The organism is Ruegeria sp. HKCCA5839, from assembly GCF_013035585.1.
In the GTDB taxonomy this organism is placed as follows: domain Bacteria; phylum Pseudomonadota; class Alphaproteobacteria; order Rhodobacterales; family Rhodobacteraceae; genus Ruegeria.
The window spans coordinates 502,161-518,775 of record NZ_WQIE01000003.1; the positions used below are offsets into that span (position 1 = coordinate 502,161).

Below are 16,615 nucleotides of genomic sequence, written 5' to 3' on the forward strand. Positions count from 1 at the left end.
ATCATAAACGATCACAAACGATCATGCTGCAATGCAGAATGATTGAATATGATTGAAAATGATTGACAGATGATGCGAATCTGGACATCGTGGAGTACCAAGGGAGGCGAAAATTGCACGAAACTGAGCGTCATACTGTTATTTTGTCGGCGGTTCAGGATCGCCCATTCGCCAGCGTTGTCGATCTTTGCGGGCTAACCGGCGCGTCCGAGGCCACCATTCGTCGCGACATTGCTACGCTTCATATGCAGAAAAAGCTGCGCCGTGTTCGCGGGGGTGCCGAAGCAATTGCACCACCACAATTCGTCGGTCTCGCGGGGCGGACGTTTGCCGTGAACGAAACAATACGCATAGACGAAAAGCAGGCGATCGCACGGGCTGCGGCAGAACTCTGCGAAGATGGCGACCCGATCATCATCAACGGGGGTACCACGACTTTCCAGATGGTGCACCCGCTGGCCAACAGGCGGATGCAGGTCTTCACCAACTCGTTTCCGATTGCCGAGCACCTGCTCAAGCACTCGAAGAACACGGTTATGCTGCCAGGTGGCGCGATTTACCGCGAGCAAAACATCATTCTTTCCCCGTTTGAAAATGACGTCACACGCAACTTCTATGCGCGTCGCATGTTCATGGGTGCTCAGGGCATTGGCCCAATGGGTCTGATGGAGGGCGATCCGTTGCTCATCCAGGCCGAGGAAAAATTGATGGGGCAAGCGGACGAACTGATCGTTCTGGTCGACAGTAGCAAGTTCGACGCTCGCTCCAGCCTCGTGCTCTGTCCGCTGGATCGAATTGACACTGTCATCACCGATGCGGGGATCTCGGATCGTGCTGCTGCGATGCTGGAAGCCGCTGAAATCAAACTGATCGTGGCGGAAGGGAATGCCGCGGCCGAAACCGGTTCGACTTAAGCGAACCATTCACTATCGCTCGACGGGGAGGATTATCCATGAGCATTACCAGAAGACTGTTTGGCGGCACCGCGATAGCGGCCGCAATGCTGGCCGGAAGTGCTGTGCACGCACAAGACGACATGCGTATCGCGCTCGTGGTTAAAGCACTGGGTATTGGCTTTTTTGAAGCAGCCGCTGAAGGTGCTGAGGAAGCGGCGGCTGAGCTCGGCAACGTCGAGATCATCTATACCGGGCCGACCGACACCACCGCTGAAGGCCAGATTGAGGTCATCAACTCGCTGATCGCCCAAGGTGTCGACGCCATCGCGATCTCCGCCAATGATCCAGATGCTGTCTCCCCCGCGCTCCAGCGGGCTATGCAGCGCGGCATCACGGTTATCTCGTGGGACTCGGGCGTCAACGAAGAAGGTCGGATGATGCACCTGAACCCGTCTTCGACCCCGCTGATCGGAAACACAATCATCAAGCTTGCCGCGGACCACATGCCCGATGGTGGCCAGGTGGCTATCCTGTCGGCATCGGCAACCGCGACAAACCAGAACGCCTGGATTGCAGCTGCGGAAGAGGTGCTCCCGAACTACGAGGGGATCGAGCTGGTCGCCACGGTTTACGGCGATGACCTGTCGGACAAGTCCTATCGTGAAGCACAGGGCCTTATGGCATCCTATCCGGATCTCAAAGCTATCATCGCGCCAACCACGGTCGGTATTCTTGCGTCGTGCCAGGCCGTATCTGACGCCGGCAAGATCGGAGAGATCAACGTCACCGGACTTGGCTTGCCGTCCGAGATGGCGGGCTGCGTCGAGTCTGGTGCGACGGAGAGCTTCGCCATCTGGAACCCGATCGACCTCGGCTATTCGGCAACGATGATCGCGCACGCACTTGCCGCGGGTACCGCGACGGCTGAACCGGGCGCGGAAATCCCGACGGGTCGTATGGGTTCTGTCACGCTCGATGACACGAACGCCGCCGCGATGTCGGATCCGTTCACCTACGACGCGTCCAATATCGATCAGTTCAAAGACATTTTCTGATCGTCGAAGTTGATCGGCGCAGCATGACCGCTGCGCCGACATTCCTCCGAAATGGCAGCTGACCCTGATGTTGATGAAAGCAGAGAAAAAGTCCGAGCCCGCCAGCGCTGAAAACGATATGCCGGTACTTGCGCTGAACGGAGTGACAAAGACGTTTCCGGGCGTCACTGCTTTGTCTGAGGTTTCGCTCGAACTGTTCCCGGGTAAGGTCACGGCATTAGTTGGAGAGAATGGCGCCGGAAAGTCCACCGTCGTCAAGATCCTGACCGGTATCTATCAGCCGAACGGCGGCCAAATCGAAATCGATGGATCGCCCATTCGGTTTCCGACGGCACAGGACGCTGGCGACGCTGGTGTCACCGCAATCCATCAGGAAACGGTCCTCTTCGACGAATTGTCGGTGGCAGAGAACGTGTTTCTCGGCCACGCACCGCGAGGGCGCTTCGGCTTAATCGATACCTCTGTGATGATGGACAGGGCCCGCGAAATTCTTGAAGGCATCGGCGCCAACATCGATCCCAGAACGAAACTCAAAGACCTTGGCATCGCGAACAAGCACCTTGTGGCAATTGCCCGTGCGCTATCGATCGACGCACGTGTGGTGATCATGGACGAGCCGACTGCCGCGCTTAGCCAGAAAGAAATCGAAGAGCTTTATGAGCTGGTCGAAGAACTGAAAACTCAGGGCAAAGCCATTCTCTTTATCAGCCACAAGTTCGATGAAATATTCCGTATCGCCGACAGTTACACGGTTTTCCGGGACGGTGCGCTCGTCGGGAACGGCGCGATCGCCGATGTGACCGAGGCCGAGCTCGTCAAGATGATGGTGGGCCGGGACGTCAGCCAGATTTTTCCCAACCGGGAGCACAATACCGGTGACGAGATTCTCGTGGTCGAAGGCTATGAACACCCCACCGAGTTCGCGGACATCAGTTTCACTCTGCGCCGCGGAGAGATTTTGGGCTTTTATGGTCTTGTGGGCGCGGGGCGTTCAGAGCTCATGCAATCGCTCTTTGGCATAACCCGTCCCTCGGCCGGTGAAGTAACCATCGACGGCGAGCGCGAAATCATCCGCTCCCCTGCCGACGCGGTTGGTAAGGGCATTGTCTATGTGCCAGAAGATCGGGGACGACAGGGCGCCATTGCAGCGCTTCCGATTTTTCAGAACGTCACGCTCCCATCGCTTGGCCGTACTTCCAAGAATGGTTTTCTGAAGTTGGCGGAAGAGTTCAAGCTTGCGCGGGAATACACTGAACGGATCGACCTGCGTGCAGCCTCGCTGGATACCGACGTGGGTAATCTGTCCGGTGGCAACCAGCAAAAGGTTGTCATTGCCAAATGGCTCGCGACCCAGCCCAAGGTCATCATCTTGGATGAACCAACCAAGGGCATCGACATCGGGTCCAAGGCCGCGGTGCACGAGTTCATGGCGGAACTGGCCGCTCAAGGGTTGGCGGTTATCATGGTCAGCTCTGAAATTCCCGAGGTTCTAGGCATGTCTGATCGCGTCATCGTCATGCGCGAGGGCCGGATTGCGGCGGAACTTTCGGGCGACGACATGGCCCCGGAAACACTCGTGCGGCACGCGGCCGGAATCTAAAGGTGCGAACGATGCCGAAGCAAATCCTCATGTCCCGCGAAGTGCTGCTGACCGGCGCAATCGCGCTTCTTCTCGCGATCATCGCCACGCGCTTCCCCGCGTTCATTACGCCATCGAACCTGGCCAATGTTTTCAACGATACCGCGCCGCTGATCCTGTTGGCCATCGGCCAGATGATCGTGATCCTGACGCGCTGTATCGACCTGAGCGTCGCGGCAAACCTCGCCCTGACGGGGATGGTCGTTTCAATGATCAACGTCGCCATGCCGGGGCTGCCTGTGCCGATAATCATCTCCGTCGCGGTTGGGTTCGGCGCACTGCTTGGAATGGTAAATGGTGTCCTCGTCTGGAAGCTCGAGATTCCCCCGATCGTTGTCACCCTTGGGACGATGACAATATTTCGTGGCACGATCTTCCTCTTGTCCGAGGGCAAGTGGATCAACGCGCACGAGTTTAGCGATCCGTTCAAGGCTTTCCCCCGGGCAGAACTTCTTGGTCTGCCGCTGATGAGCTGGATCGCCATCGCCGCAGTCATTTTCTTCTCCATCGTAATGTCCCGGACCACCCTTGGCCGGGCGTTCTATGCCGCCGGGGGCAACCCGCACGCGGCTACTTACGCCGGGATAGATGTCGGTCGTACCCAGTTCTGGGCCTTCACCATTTCGGGCGCGCTGGCGGGTTTGACCGGATACCTCTGGGTGTCTCGCTTCGCGGTCGCATTTGTCGATCTCGCCGGAGGGTTCGAACTCAGCGTCGTTGCGGCCTGTGTCATTGGCGGAGTCGCCATAATGGGAGGTATCGGTACGGTTGTCGGAGCAATGCTCGGTGCGTTGTTCCTCGGTATCATCAGCAACGCGTTGCCGGTCGTGAACATCTCTCCTTTCTGGCAACTCGCAATTTCCGGAGGCGCGATCATCATCGCCGTCGCCCTGAATGCACAGGCGAACCGTGAGAAGGGCCGGATCATCCTCAAGAGCGCGGAGCATGCGACATGACCAACACCGCCCGTTTCATACCGGATCGCCTGGAGTCGCCTTTGGAACGGCGCTTGAAAAGCTGGGAGACACTTCTGCTGGCCGTGGCAGTGGGCATTTTCATCGTCAACAGCTTTACATCGCCTTACTTCCTGAACGCGTGGAACCTGAGCGATATGACGTTCAACTTCACGGAAAAAGCGATGATCGCTTTCGCGATGGCGCTTTTGATCATTGCCGGCGAGATCGACCTTTCCGTGGCCTCGATAATTGCGCTGGCGTCGACGGCCATGGGCGCTGCGGTGCAGGTTGGCGTGGGCACGCCGGGGTTGGTACTGATCGGTCTCGGTGTCGGGCTGATCTGCGGGGCTTTCAACGGCTTTCTTGTCACAAAGATGGGACTGCCATCCATCGTGGTGACCATTGGCACGATGAGCCTCTTCCGAGGGATCAGTTACATCGTTCTCGGTGATCAGGCCTATCGAGGTTACCCGTCGGATTTCTCGTTCTTCGGACAGGGCTACGTGTTCTGGGTGATCTCGTTTGAGTTCGTTCTCTTCGCCATCATCGCCCTCCTATACTTTGTCATTCTTCACAAAACGAACTTCGGTCGGGCGGTCTATGCCATAGGAAACAACGCGATCGGCGCAGAGTTCTCAGGCATTCGCGTCGCCCGTGTGAAATTCATCCTGTTCCTGTTGACCGGGCTCATGTCCGGTATTGCTGCCATCTGTCTGACCTCGCGACTGGCCTCGACCCGCCCATCCATTGCGTTCGGTTGGGAACTAGAGATCGTGACGATGGTGGTACTGGGTGGGGTCAGCATCCTTGGCGGATCCGGATCGATCCCGGGTGTCGTGATCGCGGCTTTCGTAATGGGGCTGGTCACCTTCGGTCTTGGCCTGCTCAACGTGCCAGGCATCGTGATGTCTATTGTGATCGGACTCCTCCTGATCGGGGTCATCGCATTGCCGCGCCTTTGGGAAAAGTGGAGAGCGTGATGGAGAAATATGCGTTCAAGATGCACCTCAATCCAGGGATGAAGGCCGAGTACAAGAAGCGCCATGACGAGATATGGCCAGAGCTTGTGACCCTTCTGAAAGAGGCGGGGGTCTCGGACTATTCCATTCACCTCGACGAAGCGACGAATATCCTTTTTGGCGTTCTCTGGCGCGCAGACGATCACGGAATGGACGATCTTCCGTCCCAAGACATCATGAAGAAGTGGTGGGCGCACATGGCCGATATCATGGAAACACATGATGACAATGAGCCGGTCACTGTTCCGCTCTCAAACGTTTTTCACATGTCATGACCGGCGGACACGTCGCGGTTATCGATATCGGTAAGACGAATGCCAAACTGGCGCTCGTGCGGCGTTCAGACCTGTCCGAAGTTGCCGTCGTCACCAGGCCAAATGCCGTCCTACCGGGCCGGCCATATCCTCACTTCGACGTCGAAGGCCATTGGCAATTCCTATTGGATGGACTTGCGTCCTTCCATGCGGATTTAGGGATCGAAGCCATCACGATCACGACACACGGCGCAGCGGGCGCTTTGATCGCTGCGGATGGATCGCTTGCGGCGCCAATTCTCGACTACGAGCACACAGGTCCGGACGAATGCGCGAGGGCTTATGACGCGATCAGGCCGCCTTTTTCAGAAACAGGGTCACCCCGTCTGAAAATGGGTCTGAATCTGGGGGCGCAGCTTCATTGGCAGTTTGCACGCGATCCACTGCTAAAGGAGCGCGTCTCTCACGTCGTGACCTATCCTCAGTTCTGGGCGCACAGACTAACCGGCGTCTTCGCTACTGATGTCACGTCGCTGGGCTGCCATACGGACCTGTGGAATCCCTACAAAGGCCAGTTCTCATCTCTGCCAGCCAGACTGGGTATCGAAAACAAGATCGCGCCGCCACGCAAACCCAGCGATGTCCTCGGCAGTGTTACTGCGGAGCTCGCGCAACTTACCGGTCTCCCGGCGGACACAGCTGTCTATTGCGGCATCCATGACTCGAACGCCTCTCTTCTCTCGCATCTCATCGCTCAAGAGCCCCCATTCAGCGTTGTCTCGACCGGCACTTGGGTGATTGCCATGGCAGTCGGCGCGAGACCGGTGACTTTGGACCCGGCCCTCGACACGCTGGTCAACGTAAACGCTTTCGGTGATGCCGTGCCTTCCGCCCGCTTCATGGGGGGGCGAGAACACGACATTGCTCTCGGCGGCGCTACCGCTCAAGCTACCGAAGCTGATATGCTTCAAGTGTTGAGCCGCGGGAGCATGCTTTTGCCAGCTGTGGTGTCTGAGACAGGTCCGTTCGCAGGGGCTCAATCAGTATGGGTAGGTGACGAGCCACAACTGGGGTCGGGGCAGCGAAGTGCTGCCGTCGGCTTTTATCTTGCCATGGTCACGTCGTATTGCCTCGAACTCATTGGTCATGAAGGACCCGTGATCGTTGAAGGACCGTTCGCACGGAATTCAGCATACCTCTTGATGCTAGGAACGGTCTCGCATTCGCCAATCATTCCTACAGCAAGCGCAACGGGGACAAGCCAAGGGGCAGCCCTTCTCGCGGCGCTGGATAATCCTCTACGACACCAAATGCCCGCAGTTCCAGTTCCTGACAAGCAGATGAGCGAGGCCCTTTTGAGTTACGCGGCCGCGTGGACCCGCGGCCTTGCCAAAGCCTGACTGAGCGTCGCCCGCTTCGGGCTCGAAGCGGTCATCCGCGTTTTTTCGCCCGATGACCGCTCTGCGTTCAATGCAGACATTAAGGCGAAAATTCTCGAGATGACCACCAACAATGATCACGATCCGTTCCCAAGCCGTCATCTGACTAATTGAGTCAGATGACTGCCTTGAGCCCATTTCAGCCATTAGAAGGGCCGATTCAAAAGGGTAAATTCAAGTGCCTGAGTTTGGCCCGTTTTCGCGAATCTTGAATATGTGGCATTCTCAGTTCTGGACGAAATCGGAAAAAACTTGATTTAGATCTGTCGTCCGCGGCCTGGGAGGAGCCAGCTATGAATCTAAGACCTGACCCGACTTTTCACGCAACTCCAAAACTTGCTATGGAGGCACCTGCGGAAACGCTCGCTTTTACATTGATGCTCAGTCCCGACGGCTCACAGCCGGATGGCCTGGCCGTTGTAGATGTTGACCCGAAATCGAAGACTTACGGCCAGATCGTTCATCAGCTCATCATGCCCAACAAGGGTGATGAGTTTCATCACTTTGGCTGGAACGCGTGCTCTTCTGCACTTTCGCCCCTGACAGGGCATGCCTTTCTGGAACGCAGATATCTGATCGTACCGGGTATCCGGTCCTCGCGCATCTACGTGATAGACGTGAAGGAACCGTTGAAGGCAAAAATTCACAAGATTATCGAACCCGAAGAGGTGTTCGCAAAAACGGGCTATTCCCGTCCGCATACCATCCACTGCGGTCCTGAAGGAATTTATGTTTCGACACTCGGCGGCGGAGGTGCCGACGGCACAGATGGCCCTCCGGGTATCTTCATCATGGATTGCGAGACCTTTGATATCCTTGGCCGCTACGAGATGGATCGGGGTGAACAGGACAAGCACTATGATTTCTGGTGGAACCTGCCGCGAGACTACATGGTAAGTTCTGAATGGGGGCTGCCGCCGCAGTTTGAAAATGGCATCGTGGCCGAGGATCTGCTGTCCAACAAATACGGTCACAAGATCCATTTCTGGAACCTGCGTGAGCGTCGCAACGTCCAAACCATAGATCTGGGTGAAAACCATCAGATGGCTTTGGAAATAAGACCTGCGCATGATCCAGCAAAGGATTATGGTTTTTGCGGCGTTGTCGTGGACACAACAAACCTCCAGGGCGCAATTTTCACGTGGTGGCAGAAGGATGACGGAACCTTCGAGGCGAAAAAGACGATCACAATTGATCCGCGACCCGAGAAGGCCGAGAATCTTCCGCCTCTGTTGCAGGGTTTTGAAGCCGTACCCCCATTGGTCACCGATATTGACCTGAGTCTGGACGACAAGTACCTCTACGTCGCCTGTTGGGGTCAGGGTGAAATGCACCAGTATGATGTGTCCGACCCGATGAATCCCAAGCTGACCGGCAAGGTTGAGCTTGGCGGGATTGCGCGCGGGGCGAAACATCCAAACGGCAAGGATTTTGTCTACGGCCCCCAGATGGTTGAGATCAGCCGGGACGGCAAGCGGGTCTACTGGACCAACTCGCTGTATTCGACGTGGGATGATCAGTTCTATCCTGATGACGAGGGCGGACAAATGGTCATGGCCAATGTCGGGGAAAACGGTGGTCTGGAACTGGACAAGGATTTCTATGTCGAGTTCCCCAAAGGCTATCGCAGCCACCAGATCCGCTTGGAAGGCGGAGATTGCTCAACCGACAGCTTTTGCTACCCGTCTGTCTGACGCGTGGAAGGTTTAAACACGGCGACAGCCCTGTGGTGGGCTGTTGTCGCCTCGGGCATTTATCACGGGGTCAATCCCGGTATGGGTTGGCCCCTGGCCGTGTCCGCGGCGCTGATGGACAAGCAGCGCAACAGCCTGTTCAAGGCGTTGATCGCTTTGGCGGTCGGGCATCTGGTGGCGATGGGTGCCATTCTGTTTCCCTTTACCGCCCTGTTGTTTCTGGCCGAATGGCAGCGTGAGATTCAAATCTTCGCGGCCTGCCTCGTAATCGGACTAGGTGTCTATCTGTTGTTCAACCGGCGTCACCCGCGGATCCTTGCTCGGGTACCACCGTCGCGACTTGCGCTATGGTCGTTTCTGGCAGCGATGGCGCACGGAGCAGGGCTGATGTTGGTTCCTATCTATCTGGGCATCTGTCGTACAATAGCCATTGACGCTGGCCATGCAGCGGCCGCTGATCTGATGACCGGAAACGTCAAAATCGCTTTTGGTGTCGCTTTAGCCCACACCTTGGCCATGACAGCCTCAGGCGGTATTCTTGCGTTCGGTGTTTATCATTGGCTGGGTCTGAGATTTCTCTCAAAAGGGTGGTTCAACCTGGACGTCGTTTGGGCGCTGAGTTTGATCCTTGTGGGATCAATTTCGCTTCTATTTGTTCATTCTGCTGGCTAACACTAATGCCGGGCCGGATAAACCGCAGAACCGCAGTTTGCTTCGTATCGCAGAGAACGGCAGCTTCGTACGCTGACTGTGAGTTCGCAAAAGCCCCGAGTTTGCAGTAGCGGCGAATGACAGCTTTGGCGGGCCGCAATGCAGCGATGAAGGTTCTTGGCCGATGGCGGCAAAGGGCCGTGTGCGACGGTGAAACGGATCGCTGGCGGGTGTTTGCTGAGCGGCATCCGAAGGCGGCAGCGAGCCCGCAGCAGACAGTCCCAACCAAGTGTGCTAGTATGAACTTCCGAGGCATGCATTCATCCAAGAACCGGACCTTTGGGAGGATTGTGTATGATTATGCGTATCTTTCAGGTGACAACACGTCCCGGAAAAGAGGCTGAGTTTGGCAGCTTTTTTCATGAAACTGCTATTCCCCTAATGAATAGTACTCCGGGGATCGTGCGCGTTCTTCCGGGGGGGCCGAGAGAGGAGTCCCCACGAGAATTCAGTTTTGTCATGGTATGGGAGAGCTTGGAGGCCCTTAGGGCCTTCGTGGGAGAAGACTACCAAAGCCCGCACATTGATCCAGCAGAAGCGGAGCTCGTCGAGTCTCGATCCATCAAGCATTACGATCTGGTTGATAGTTGATCACCCAAAAGGATGATCGACATGTCAAAGGGTCAGAGAACATCGCAACCGGACGTCGTGCCCGATCCGCCCAACAAAACAGCTGACGCGTTAGAGGCTTTGGAAATCCAGCTGAAGGAAGCGCTGGATCGACAAGTGGCGACGGCCAAAATTCTGGACGTGGTAAACAGCTCGATTAGAGATCCCCAACCGGTTTTCAACTCCATTGTTGAAGCGGGTCAAATGCTGTTTCCAAAATCCACAGTCAGTATCGGATTGCGGGAAGGTGAAACACTGGTATTGGGCGCAATTTCTGGACCAGAGCCTGCTGGTGTTGAGGCTTGGCGGGGTCGCTTTCCGGCTCCACTTCACCCGGAAACCATTCATGGCCACGTCATATTGGCTGGTGAGGCGATTGATTTACCGGATGTCGCAACAGCCCAAGATCAGTTTCGCATGGGTGCCGGAAACTTCCTCGCCTCAGGGTTTCGGGCAGTCACAATGGTTCCAATTTCACAAGGAGGACAAACCGTCGGAGCTCTCGCCGTGTTAAGGCATTCAATTGGTAAACTGCAAAAGGAGCAGTTCGATATTCTAAAGACGTTTGCGGCACAGGCAAACATCGCGCTGGATAATCTGCATTTGCTGAACCAAATGCGAGAAGCGAATGAGACCTTGGAAAACGTCTCCGAACAGCTTGCCAAGTACATGCCGCCGCAACTTTATAAGTCAATAATAGCTGGCAACCAGCAAGCGGCCATCGAGAGCCGACGTCGCAAGCTCACGATCTTCTTTTCCGACATCGCGGATTTTTCCGAAATTACAGATCAGCTCGAAGCAGAGGAACTGACCTCTTTGTTAAACGAGTATCTTTCGGCAATGTCCAAGATCGCGATGAAGCACGGCGCATACTTCGATAAGTTTATTGGCGACGCGATGATGCTGTTCTTTGGTGAACCCGAAAGCCTCGGGGCCAAGGAAGATGCTTCCGCTTGCGTTCAGATGGCGATCGACATGCAAGTTCGCCTGAATGATTTGCAAACGGGGTGGCAACGCAAAGGCTTGATCGATCGACCATTTCTCGCTCGCATAGGCATCAACACCGGTTACTGCACAATTGGCAATTTCGGTTCAGATGATCGAATGGATTACACAGCGATTGGTCGAGAAGTGAATCTTGCTGCACGGCTTGAGGGTGAGTGCGATCCGGGAGGTATCTTGCTCGCAGCGGAAACCTATTCATTGGTGAAAGATTGGCTCGCCGTTGAGGAGCGCGAGCCAGTTCACGTGAAAGGATTCAAAAATCCCGTCCGCACTTACGCGGCGACAGCGATCTACGCTGCTGATCCGCGTGAGAGCCGCATAATTCACGAAGAGGACGAGGGCTACTCACTTACCGTGGACCAAGACCGCATAAGCTCCCAAGCAATCCGTCGGCTAAGGTCCATTATTTCCGATTTGGGCGACTAAACGACAAAACGGTTGGCGTTCAGAAACCTTGGAGCAGACGACAAAAGCAAAGAACGGGCGCTAGTCTAAACTGGAAGGCGCGCGTGGATTTCAATTGGGGCAATTAATCCACGTTCGATATTTCTGACCATATGTTGAACCTTGAGCGCGGTGTTTTCGCCCATGATAAGATGAAGGCCTAACGGTGGAGGGCCATCTGAACGGCTTTGCGCAGACGCCAGATCGGCAAAGAACTGCTTCGCGAATGCTGTACGGTCGATCCGTTCGCTCACCTCGAAACCAACGGAATTCAAAGCCGTCTCATACGTCTCCGGTGGAGCAAGTGCGCTTTGATCTGACGACGACGCCCATGGCGCCGGATAGTCCATCTGCCCCTCGCCGACTTGCATCACATCATAAATCGCGAAAATCCCCCCTGGTTTCAGCACTCTCTTTGCCTCGCGGGCGATACCAACTTTGTCCGCGATGTTCATACCCACGTGGATCATGTAAGCCGCGTCCATTGACTTTGCTTCTAGCGGCAAGTCGAGCACGCTGCCTTCGATGATGTGAACCCGATCTGACAAGCCTGTCCATTCAGTGAGTGCGCGTCCGGTCTCCACAAACTCAGCGGTAAGATCGACGCCCGTTACATGCGCCCCGGTGGCTGCCGCGACATAGCGTGCCGGCCCTCCGAGACCGCATCCAAAATCAACAACCCGGCTTTTTGCTGAAAGGTCGAGAGACTTCACAAACGGTTCGGTCGCGAGACGCCCGCCAATGTGAAACTCGTCAACTGGGGCCAAATGGTCGTGGGAAATCGGAGGGGTCAAGTCCAGCCTTGAACAACCATCGGATATCCTCTTGAGCAAATGTCCAGAATGGTAGTGGTGTGCGACTTCATTGGGATTGGTCATTTGGCTGCCTCCCTAATCGATCGCCATAGAGTACAGGTATTGATCCCGATTGTCAGCTTCGTCCGCAAAGAAGACACCCATCGGACGCTCGATAGGCCAGCAACTAGGCCTGACGCCGCGTGTTCATTGCGGCCACCTCGGTTTGCCATTCCTTCAATGATCTTCCTCCCTCTAACGCCGCCGCCATCATTTCGGCTTGGCTGAGTGGGATTAGACCATCCACCGGAGGATCGCGATCAAGGTTTGTTGGAAAGGCATAGCCCTCGGCGGAGGCTGCGATCACATTGGCAACCATCCGCCCTGACATGCTCTGCAACACCGGGTAGAGCGCCAGGGACATGGCTGAGCGATCCACGCTTTCGATCGACCGCCCAAATGCTGAACCGACCTGCAATAGGTTCGCCATCCGCTGAATATCGGTTGACCGGTTCGTCCCCGCGCCGTGCATCACGGCTGGGTTGAAAAATACGACGTCGCCTTTCTCAAGCGGCACCTGCACATGATGCTCCGCGAAATAAGTCTGAAACTCAGGTCGATGAAACGCCACATAACCCGCCTGATAACGCTGCGAATAGGGGAGCAACATCGTCGGCCCGCTTTCCAGTGGCATATCGCAATGGGCAATTGCCCCCTGCAGCGTCAAACAGGGTGACATCCTGTGGGCCTGCACCGGATAAGTCGCCAATTGCTCGGGGTTCATGAAGCCCAGATGATAATCACGATGCGCTGTCTGCGCCGCTCCACCCGGGTTCACCCGATTGACTTGCGCCGTCAGCTGATACCCGCGCCCCAACCATGCACGCGAAGCCAAAGCAATTGCGTCACTCGAATAGTAGGCAGCAAAATTCTCGGGCGCCGCCCGGCAATGCTTTTCCGCCGCATTCCATACTCGATCATTTGCGCCCGGCTTGGCAAAGTGATCTCCACCGCCCGAGCCTGTGGCGCTTTCTGTTTCGATGATTTGTTCGAAAATCGCTGTTGCTGCGTCCACGACGGACAGGTCCTCCATCCCGCCCTTGATCACGATAACGCCCGGACCCTGATCGAAGACAGCGTTCCATTCCGCCATCAAGTCCAGCGGCGCCTCTGCCTCGGTGCGCACCTTGGCCCCGTCATAGACCGGAATGTTCGACATGACGTCCACGGCGAAGGGCCAATCTGCACGTTGCGTCTCGACCTCAATTTCGTCCCGAAACGCGGCCAAATCGCCTACGCTCTCATCCAGCCAAACCGCAAGCCGTCGCGCGGCTTTCATGTTTTTTACGTCCATCCCGATCCTCCCAAATCGCTCGGAAGAGGAACGATGACACGTGATGCTAAGAGGCTCAACCATTTATCCGGATATGTCCGCCAAGCTCGCGTAGCTGTTGTGGCGCAGTAAGCGGGCAATGATCAGGAGGAACGGAGGGCAGCAAAGTCCGCTTTGGTGAGTTCGGCATGTCGTCGACTTTGCCGGCGCGGCGAATGTCCGTTGAGCGGGCTGCGACTGTAGAAACACCAAAATGCGACGAACGGCAGGTATGGGCCGCGGCTTTTTGGGGCGCCTCTAAGTTGTGCCGCCGACATGGTCGACCAACAGCCGGGTGAGAGAGACGCGGCGGCTGGTGTCAAGCCAGACGGCGTAGGTGCCGAGGTCCGGGATCGACCAGTCTGGGATGAGTTCAACGAGCGTGCCTTCACCATCAAACAAAAGATACGTGCGTTAGAACGGCTGTGCTTTGCCGGAATGACTGTGGTAACCTTTAAAGGACGTGCGGGTTTCAGACGTCAGATGTGCGCCTCCGGCGGTTAGTTTAGAGCTCTCTGAATTGCTGAAGTTCTTCGCGCATTGTCGGCCATTCGAAAAATTGGCGCGCTGGAGTTTTCTGCCATTGCCGTAGCCGGAGGAAACCGCTTGGAAGGACTTTTGTGACTCGCAGATGACACAAATACGCTTACCCGGAATGCCGTTACTTGCAGTACTGGGGCGGGTTGCGTCCTTGGCAAGGTAGCAAGGGTTCCTGACTTCGCCTCGGCGTAGTTTCTTGATGTAAATCACTCGTGCCCTTTCCAATACGATTGGTGCGATTTGCCCCTCAGCCGTACCGACGTACTTTTGTAGCCACGCTGGAACTTCTTGCGTTATCGCATTGGCGCGGTCTGGTAGGGCGCCCACTGACATGGCGATTGTTATGACCGAGAATGCGAGACGGAGTGAATTCGTTGGCAACGGGAGATTCTCTGCCAGAATGCCCTCGGGGTCAGTCTAACATAATTCGCAATCGCAAGGATGCTGGTCAATTGTACGAACGAAGCCTCCTATTGCCTCAAATCCCACTTTTCGGTTGCGGAGGCTTTCTGACATCTTGGACAATAAATCTTGGGATGTTGATTAAGTGTCTGGACAATCCGAGATTTGCTTCCAAATGAAGGCCATGATCACACGTCGAAAGCTCCTGTTGGTTACCGCAGCCGCAATTTGTGCTCCGTATGTAGCGCGGGGACGAACGGTGGCGCTGAATGATGCAATCAGCGGTCTTCCGCAGTTGCATTCACTCCAAATTCAACGCGGCGACGATGTCATTTTCGCGCAGGCCCAACAGGGTGCAGGCCTGGATAGGCTGGCCAATATTAAGTCTTGTTCGAAAAGCATCGTGGCTTTGTTGTTGGGTACAGCGATTGACCGGCAGGAAATCCCATCTGTAGAATCCACCTTGCAGGAGGTCGCTCCACGGCTTTTGCCCGCTAATGCGACACCCGGTTCCGAAAGCATTACGATGGAGGATCTGGTGACGCTGCGCGCAGGGCTCGAAAGAACTTCGGGCAGCAACTACGGAGAATGGATCAACTCTCCCAACTGGATCGCAGACGCGTTGACACGACCGATGGTCGCTGAGCCCGGACAGCGGATGCTCTATTCTACTGGATCGACCCATGTGCTTGGCGCTGCATTGACCGTAGCAACCGGACAAAGCCTATTGAGACTGACGCGCGAAAGGCTAGGTGCGCCGCTTGGTATCGAGATACCTGCTTGGACAAGGGATCCACAGGGCTACTACTTGGGTGGGAACGAGATGGCGATTACGCCGAGGTCGATGTTGAAGATCGCGGTGTTGCTTCGGGACCGCGGGGCTTTTGCCAACACGCAAATCGTTCCTGAGCGTTGGGTCATGGCTTCGACCAAGCCACACGGCCGTTCGCCTTTCTCTGGATTGGACTACGGCTATGGCTGGTTTCTGACCCCTTCAGGCTATGCTTTGGCGCGTGGGTACGGAGGCCAAATCATAGCGGCCCATCCTGAGCGAAACCTTGCTGTCGCAATTACTTCTGATCCTACGCGTCCCGCGCGTTCTGGAGGCTATTTTGGAGAATTGGTCAGATTGTTAGATGGTCCGATTTTGAATGCTACCTAGACGATTCATAAACACTGCTTAGGGTTGGTCATGCTTGGCCTGGACGGCGCTGAACTTTCAAAAAGCCTCCGTCTTCCGTGGGGCGGTGGAGCAACTGGAGCGCCGATTAAATATCTCTTTTGAAAGGTGAAAGAGGCGGTGGCCAGCTCTACTATGTTTCCAAAGTCTTGCTTTGCCGGTCAAGTCATGTCGGTCAAAGATCCCGTTCAGATTTGGCTTGCTAGAGTGGCGCGATCCGTGCGCGGCATTGGGGACATTCCCAATTGGCGCAACTGAGACCGCTTCGAATTTGTCTTTAGAACAACACTCATTCGTTTCAAACGAGTTGGTAGGCGTTTCAAACGAGTTCGTAGACAGCCTAGTTTGGCGGCATTAGCGCTCAATTCAGAGCTCATGAAACTTGGTATTGAAGGTGTGTCTCGAATCGCGAGCTGCCACCGGCACGAGTTGCCTAAAACAACGACGTTGAGCCAGCAGACGCTTGATGAATACTACTCTGTTTTCCTGTATTGTTCGGTTGCCAAATTTGGCCAAACGGCTCTTGGTTTTCTCGATCAGTTTCGAAAATGAAGCGAAGAAATACCTCAAGAGTTCGGCTTATCTAATTGATTAAATAAGGATATA

The 16,615-nt window shown here is 55.6% G+C and carries 15 protein-coding genes; 13 read left to right on the forward strand and 2 right to left on the reverse strand.

Annotated features, from left to right (window positions below; genetic code table 11):
* Positions 1 to 113: 113 nt before the first annotated feature.
* The 11 genes from GOV38_RS12020 to GOV38_RS12070 all read left to right on the forward strand — a co-directional run bounded on the left by GOV38_RS12020 (position 114) and on the right by GOV38_RS12070 (position 11,703).
* Positions 114 to 914 carry a DeoR/GlpR family DNA-binding transcription regulator gene (locus tag GOV38_RS12020; protein ID WP_171097124.1) on the forward strand — a complete coding sequence of 267 codons (801 nt, stop codon included), beginning with the start codon at positions 114 to 116 and terminating at the stop codon, positions 912 to 914.
* Positions 915 to 952: 38 nt separating this feature from the next.
* Complete coding sequence (gene rhaS, locus GOV38_RS12025) at positions 953 to 1,951, forward strand: rhamnose ABC transporter substrate-binding protein (RefSeq protein ID WP_171128324.1); 999 nt, start codon at positions 953 to 955, stop codon at positions 1,949 to 1,951.
* 67 nt (positions 1,952 to 2,018) lie between these two features.
* Entirely contained in the window at positions 2,019 to 3,551 is a 1,533-nt protein-coding gene (locus GOV38_RS12030; protein ID WP_171209659.1) for a sugar ABC transporter ATP-binding protein, read from the forward strand.
* Positions 3,552 to 3,562: 11 nt separating this feature from the next.
* A complete protein-coding gene (locus GOV38_RS12035) occupies positions 3,563 to 4,546 on the forward strand; it encodes an ABC transporter permease (protein ID WP_171209658.1) in 984 nt (327 codons plus the stop codon).
* Positions 4,543 to 5,526 (forward strand): ABC transporter permease, encoded by a 984-nt coding sequence (locus GOV38_RS12040; RefSeq protein ID WP_171128329.1) that lies wholly within the window; start codon positions 4,543 to 4,545, stop codon positions 5,524 to 5,526. The genes GOV38_RS12035 and GOV38_RS12040 overlap by 4 nt, the downstream gene beginning before the upstream one ends.
* On the forward strand, positions 5,526 to 5,840 hold the full coding sequence (gene rhaM / locus GOV38_RS12045) for an L-rhamnose mutarotase (protein ID WP_174838841.1): 315 nt from the start codon (positions 5,526 to 5,528) through the stop codon (positions 5,838 to 5,840). The genes GOV38_RS12040 and rhaM overlap by 1 nt, the downstream gene beginning before the upstream one ends.
* Positions 5,837 to 7,219, forward strand: coding sequence for an FGGY-family carbohydrate kinase (locus GOV38_RS12050; RefSeq protein ID WP_171209656.1), 1,383 nt, complete (start codon positions 5,837 to 5,839; stop codon positions 7,217 to 7,219). The genes rhaM and GOV38_RS12050 overlap by 4 nt, the downstream gene beginning before the upstream one ends.
* Positions 7,220 to 7,551: 332 nt before the next feature.
* A complete protein-coding gene (locus GOV38_RS12055; RefSeq protein ID WP_171097136.1) occupies positions 7,552 to 8,952 on the forward strand; it encodes a selenium-binding protein SBP56-related protein in 1,401 nt (466 codons plus the stop codon).
* A gap of 3 nt (positions 8,953 to 8,955) precedes the next feature.
* Entirely contained in the window at positions 8,956 to 9,624 is a 669-nt protein-coding gene (locus tag GOV38_RS12060) for a hypothetical protein (protein WP_171209655.1), read from the forward strand.
* A 333-nt stretch (positions 9,625 to 9,957) separates the two neighbouring features.
* On the forward strand, positions 9,958 to 10,254 hold the full coding sequence (locus GOV38_RS12065; protein ID WP_171209654.1) for an antibiotic biosynthesis monooxygenase: 297 nt from the start codon (positions 9,958 to 9,960) through the stop codon (positions 10,252 to 10,254).
* A gap of 21 nt (positions 10,255 to 10,275) precedes the next feature.
* Positions 10,276 to 11,703 carry an adenylate/guanylate cyclase domain-containing protein gene (locus GOV38_RS12070; RefSeq protein ID WP_171209653.1) on the forward strand — a complete coding sequence of 476 codons (1,428 nt, stop codon included), beginning with the start codon at positions 10,276 to 10,278 and terminating at the stop codon, positions 11,701 to 11,703.
* A gap of 65 nt (positions 11,704 to 11,768) precedes the next feature.
* Here the strand turns inward: GOV38_RS12070 and GOV38_RS12075 are convergent, their stop codons facing one another.
* Complete coding sequence (locus GOV38_RS12075; RefSeq protein ID WP_171209652.1) at positions 11,769 to 12,599, reverse strand: class I SAM-dependent methyltransferase; 831 nt, start codon at positions 12,597 to 12,599, stop codon at positions 11,769 to 11,771.
* Between the two features lie 103 nt (positions 12,600 to 12,702).
* Positions 12,703 to 13,869 (reverse strand): phytanoyl-CoA dioxygenase family protein, encoded by a 1,167-nt coding sequence (locus GOV38_RS12080; protein ID WP_171209651.1) that lies wholly within the window; start codon positions 13,867 to 13,869, stop codon positions 12,703 to 12,705.
* Positions 13,870 to 14,163: 294 nt separating this feature from the next.
* On the opposite strand from GOV38_RS12080, the gene GOV38_RS12085 reads away from it, so the two are divergent.
* Positions 14,164 to 14,391 carry a hypothetical protein gene (locus tag GOV38_RS12085; protein ID WP_171209650.1) on the forward strand — a complete coding sequence of 76 codons (228 nt, stop codon included), beginning with the start codon at positions 14,164 to 14,166 and terminating at the stop codon, positions 14,389 to 14,391.
* Between the two features lie 622 nt (positions 14,392 to 15,013).
* Positions 15,014 to 15,991 carry a serine hydrolase gene (locus GOV38_RS12090; RefSeq protein WP_171209649.1) on the forward strand — a complete coding sequence of 326 codons (978 nt, stop codon included), beginning with the start codon at positions 15,014 to 15,016 and terminating at the stop codon, positions 15,989 to 15,991.
* Positions 15,992 to 16,615 lie beyond the last annotated feature (624 nt).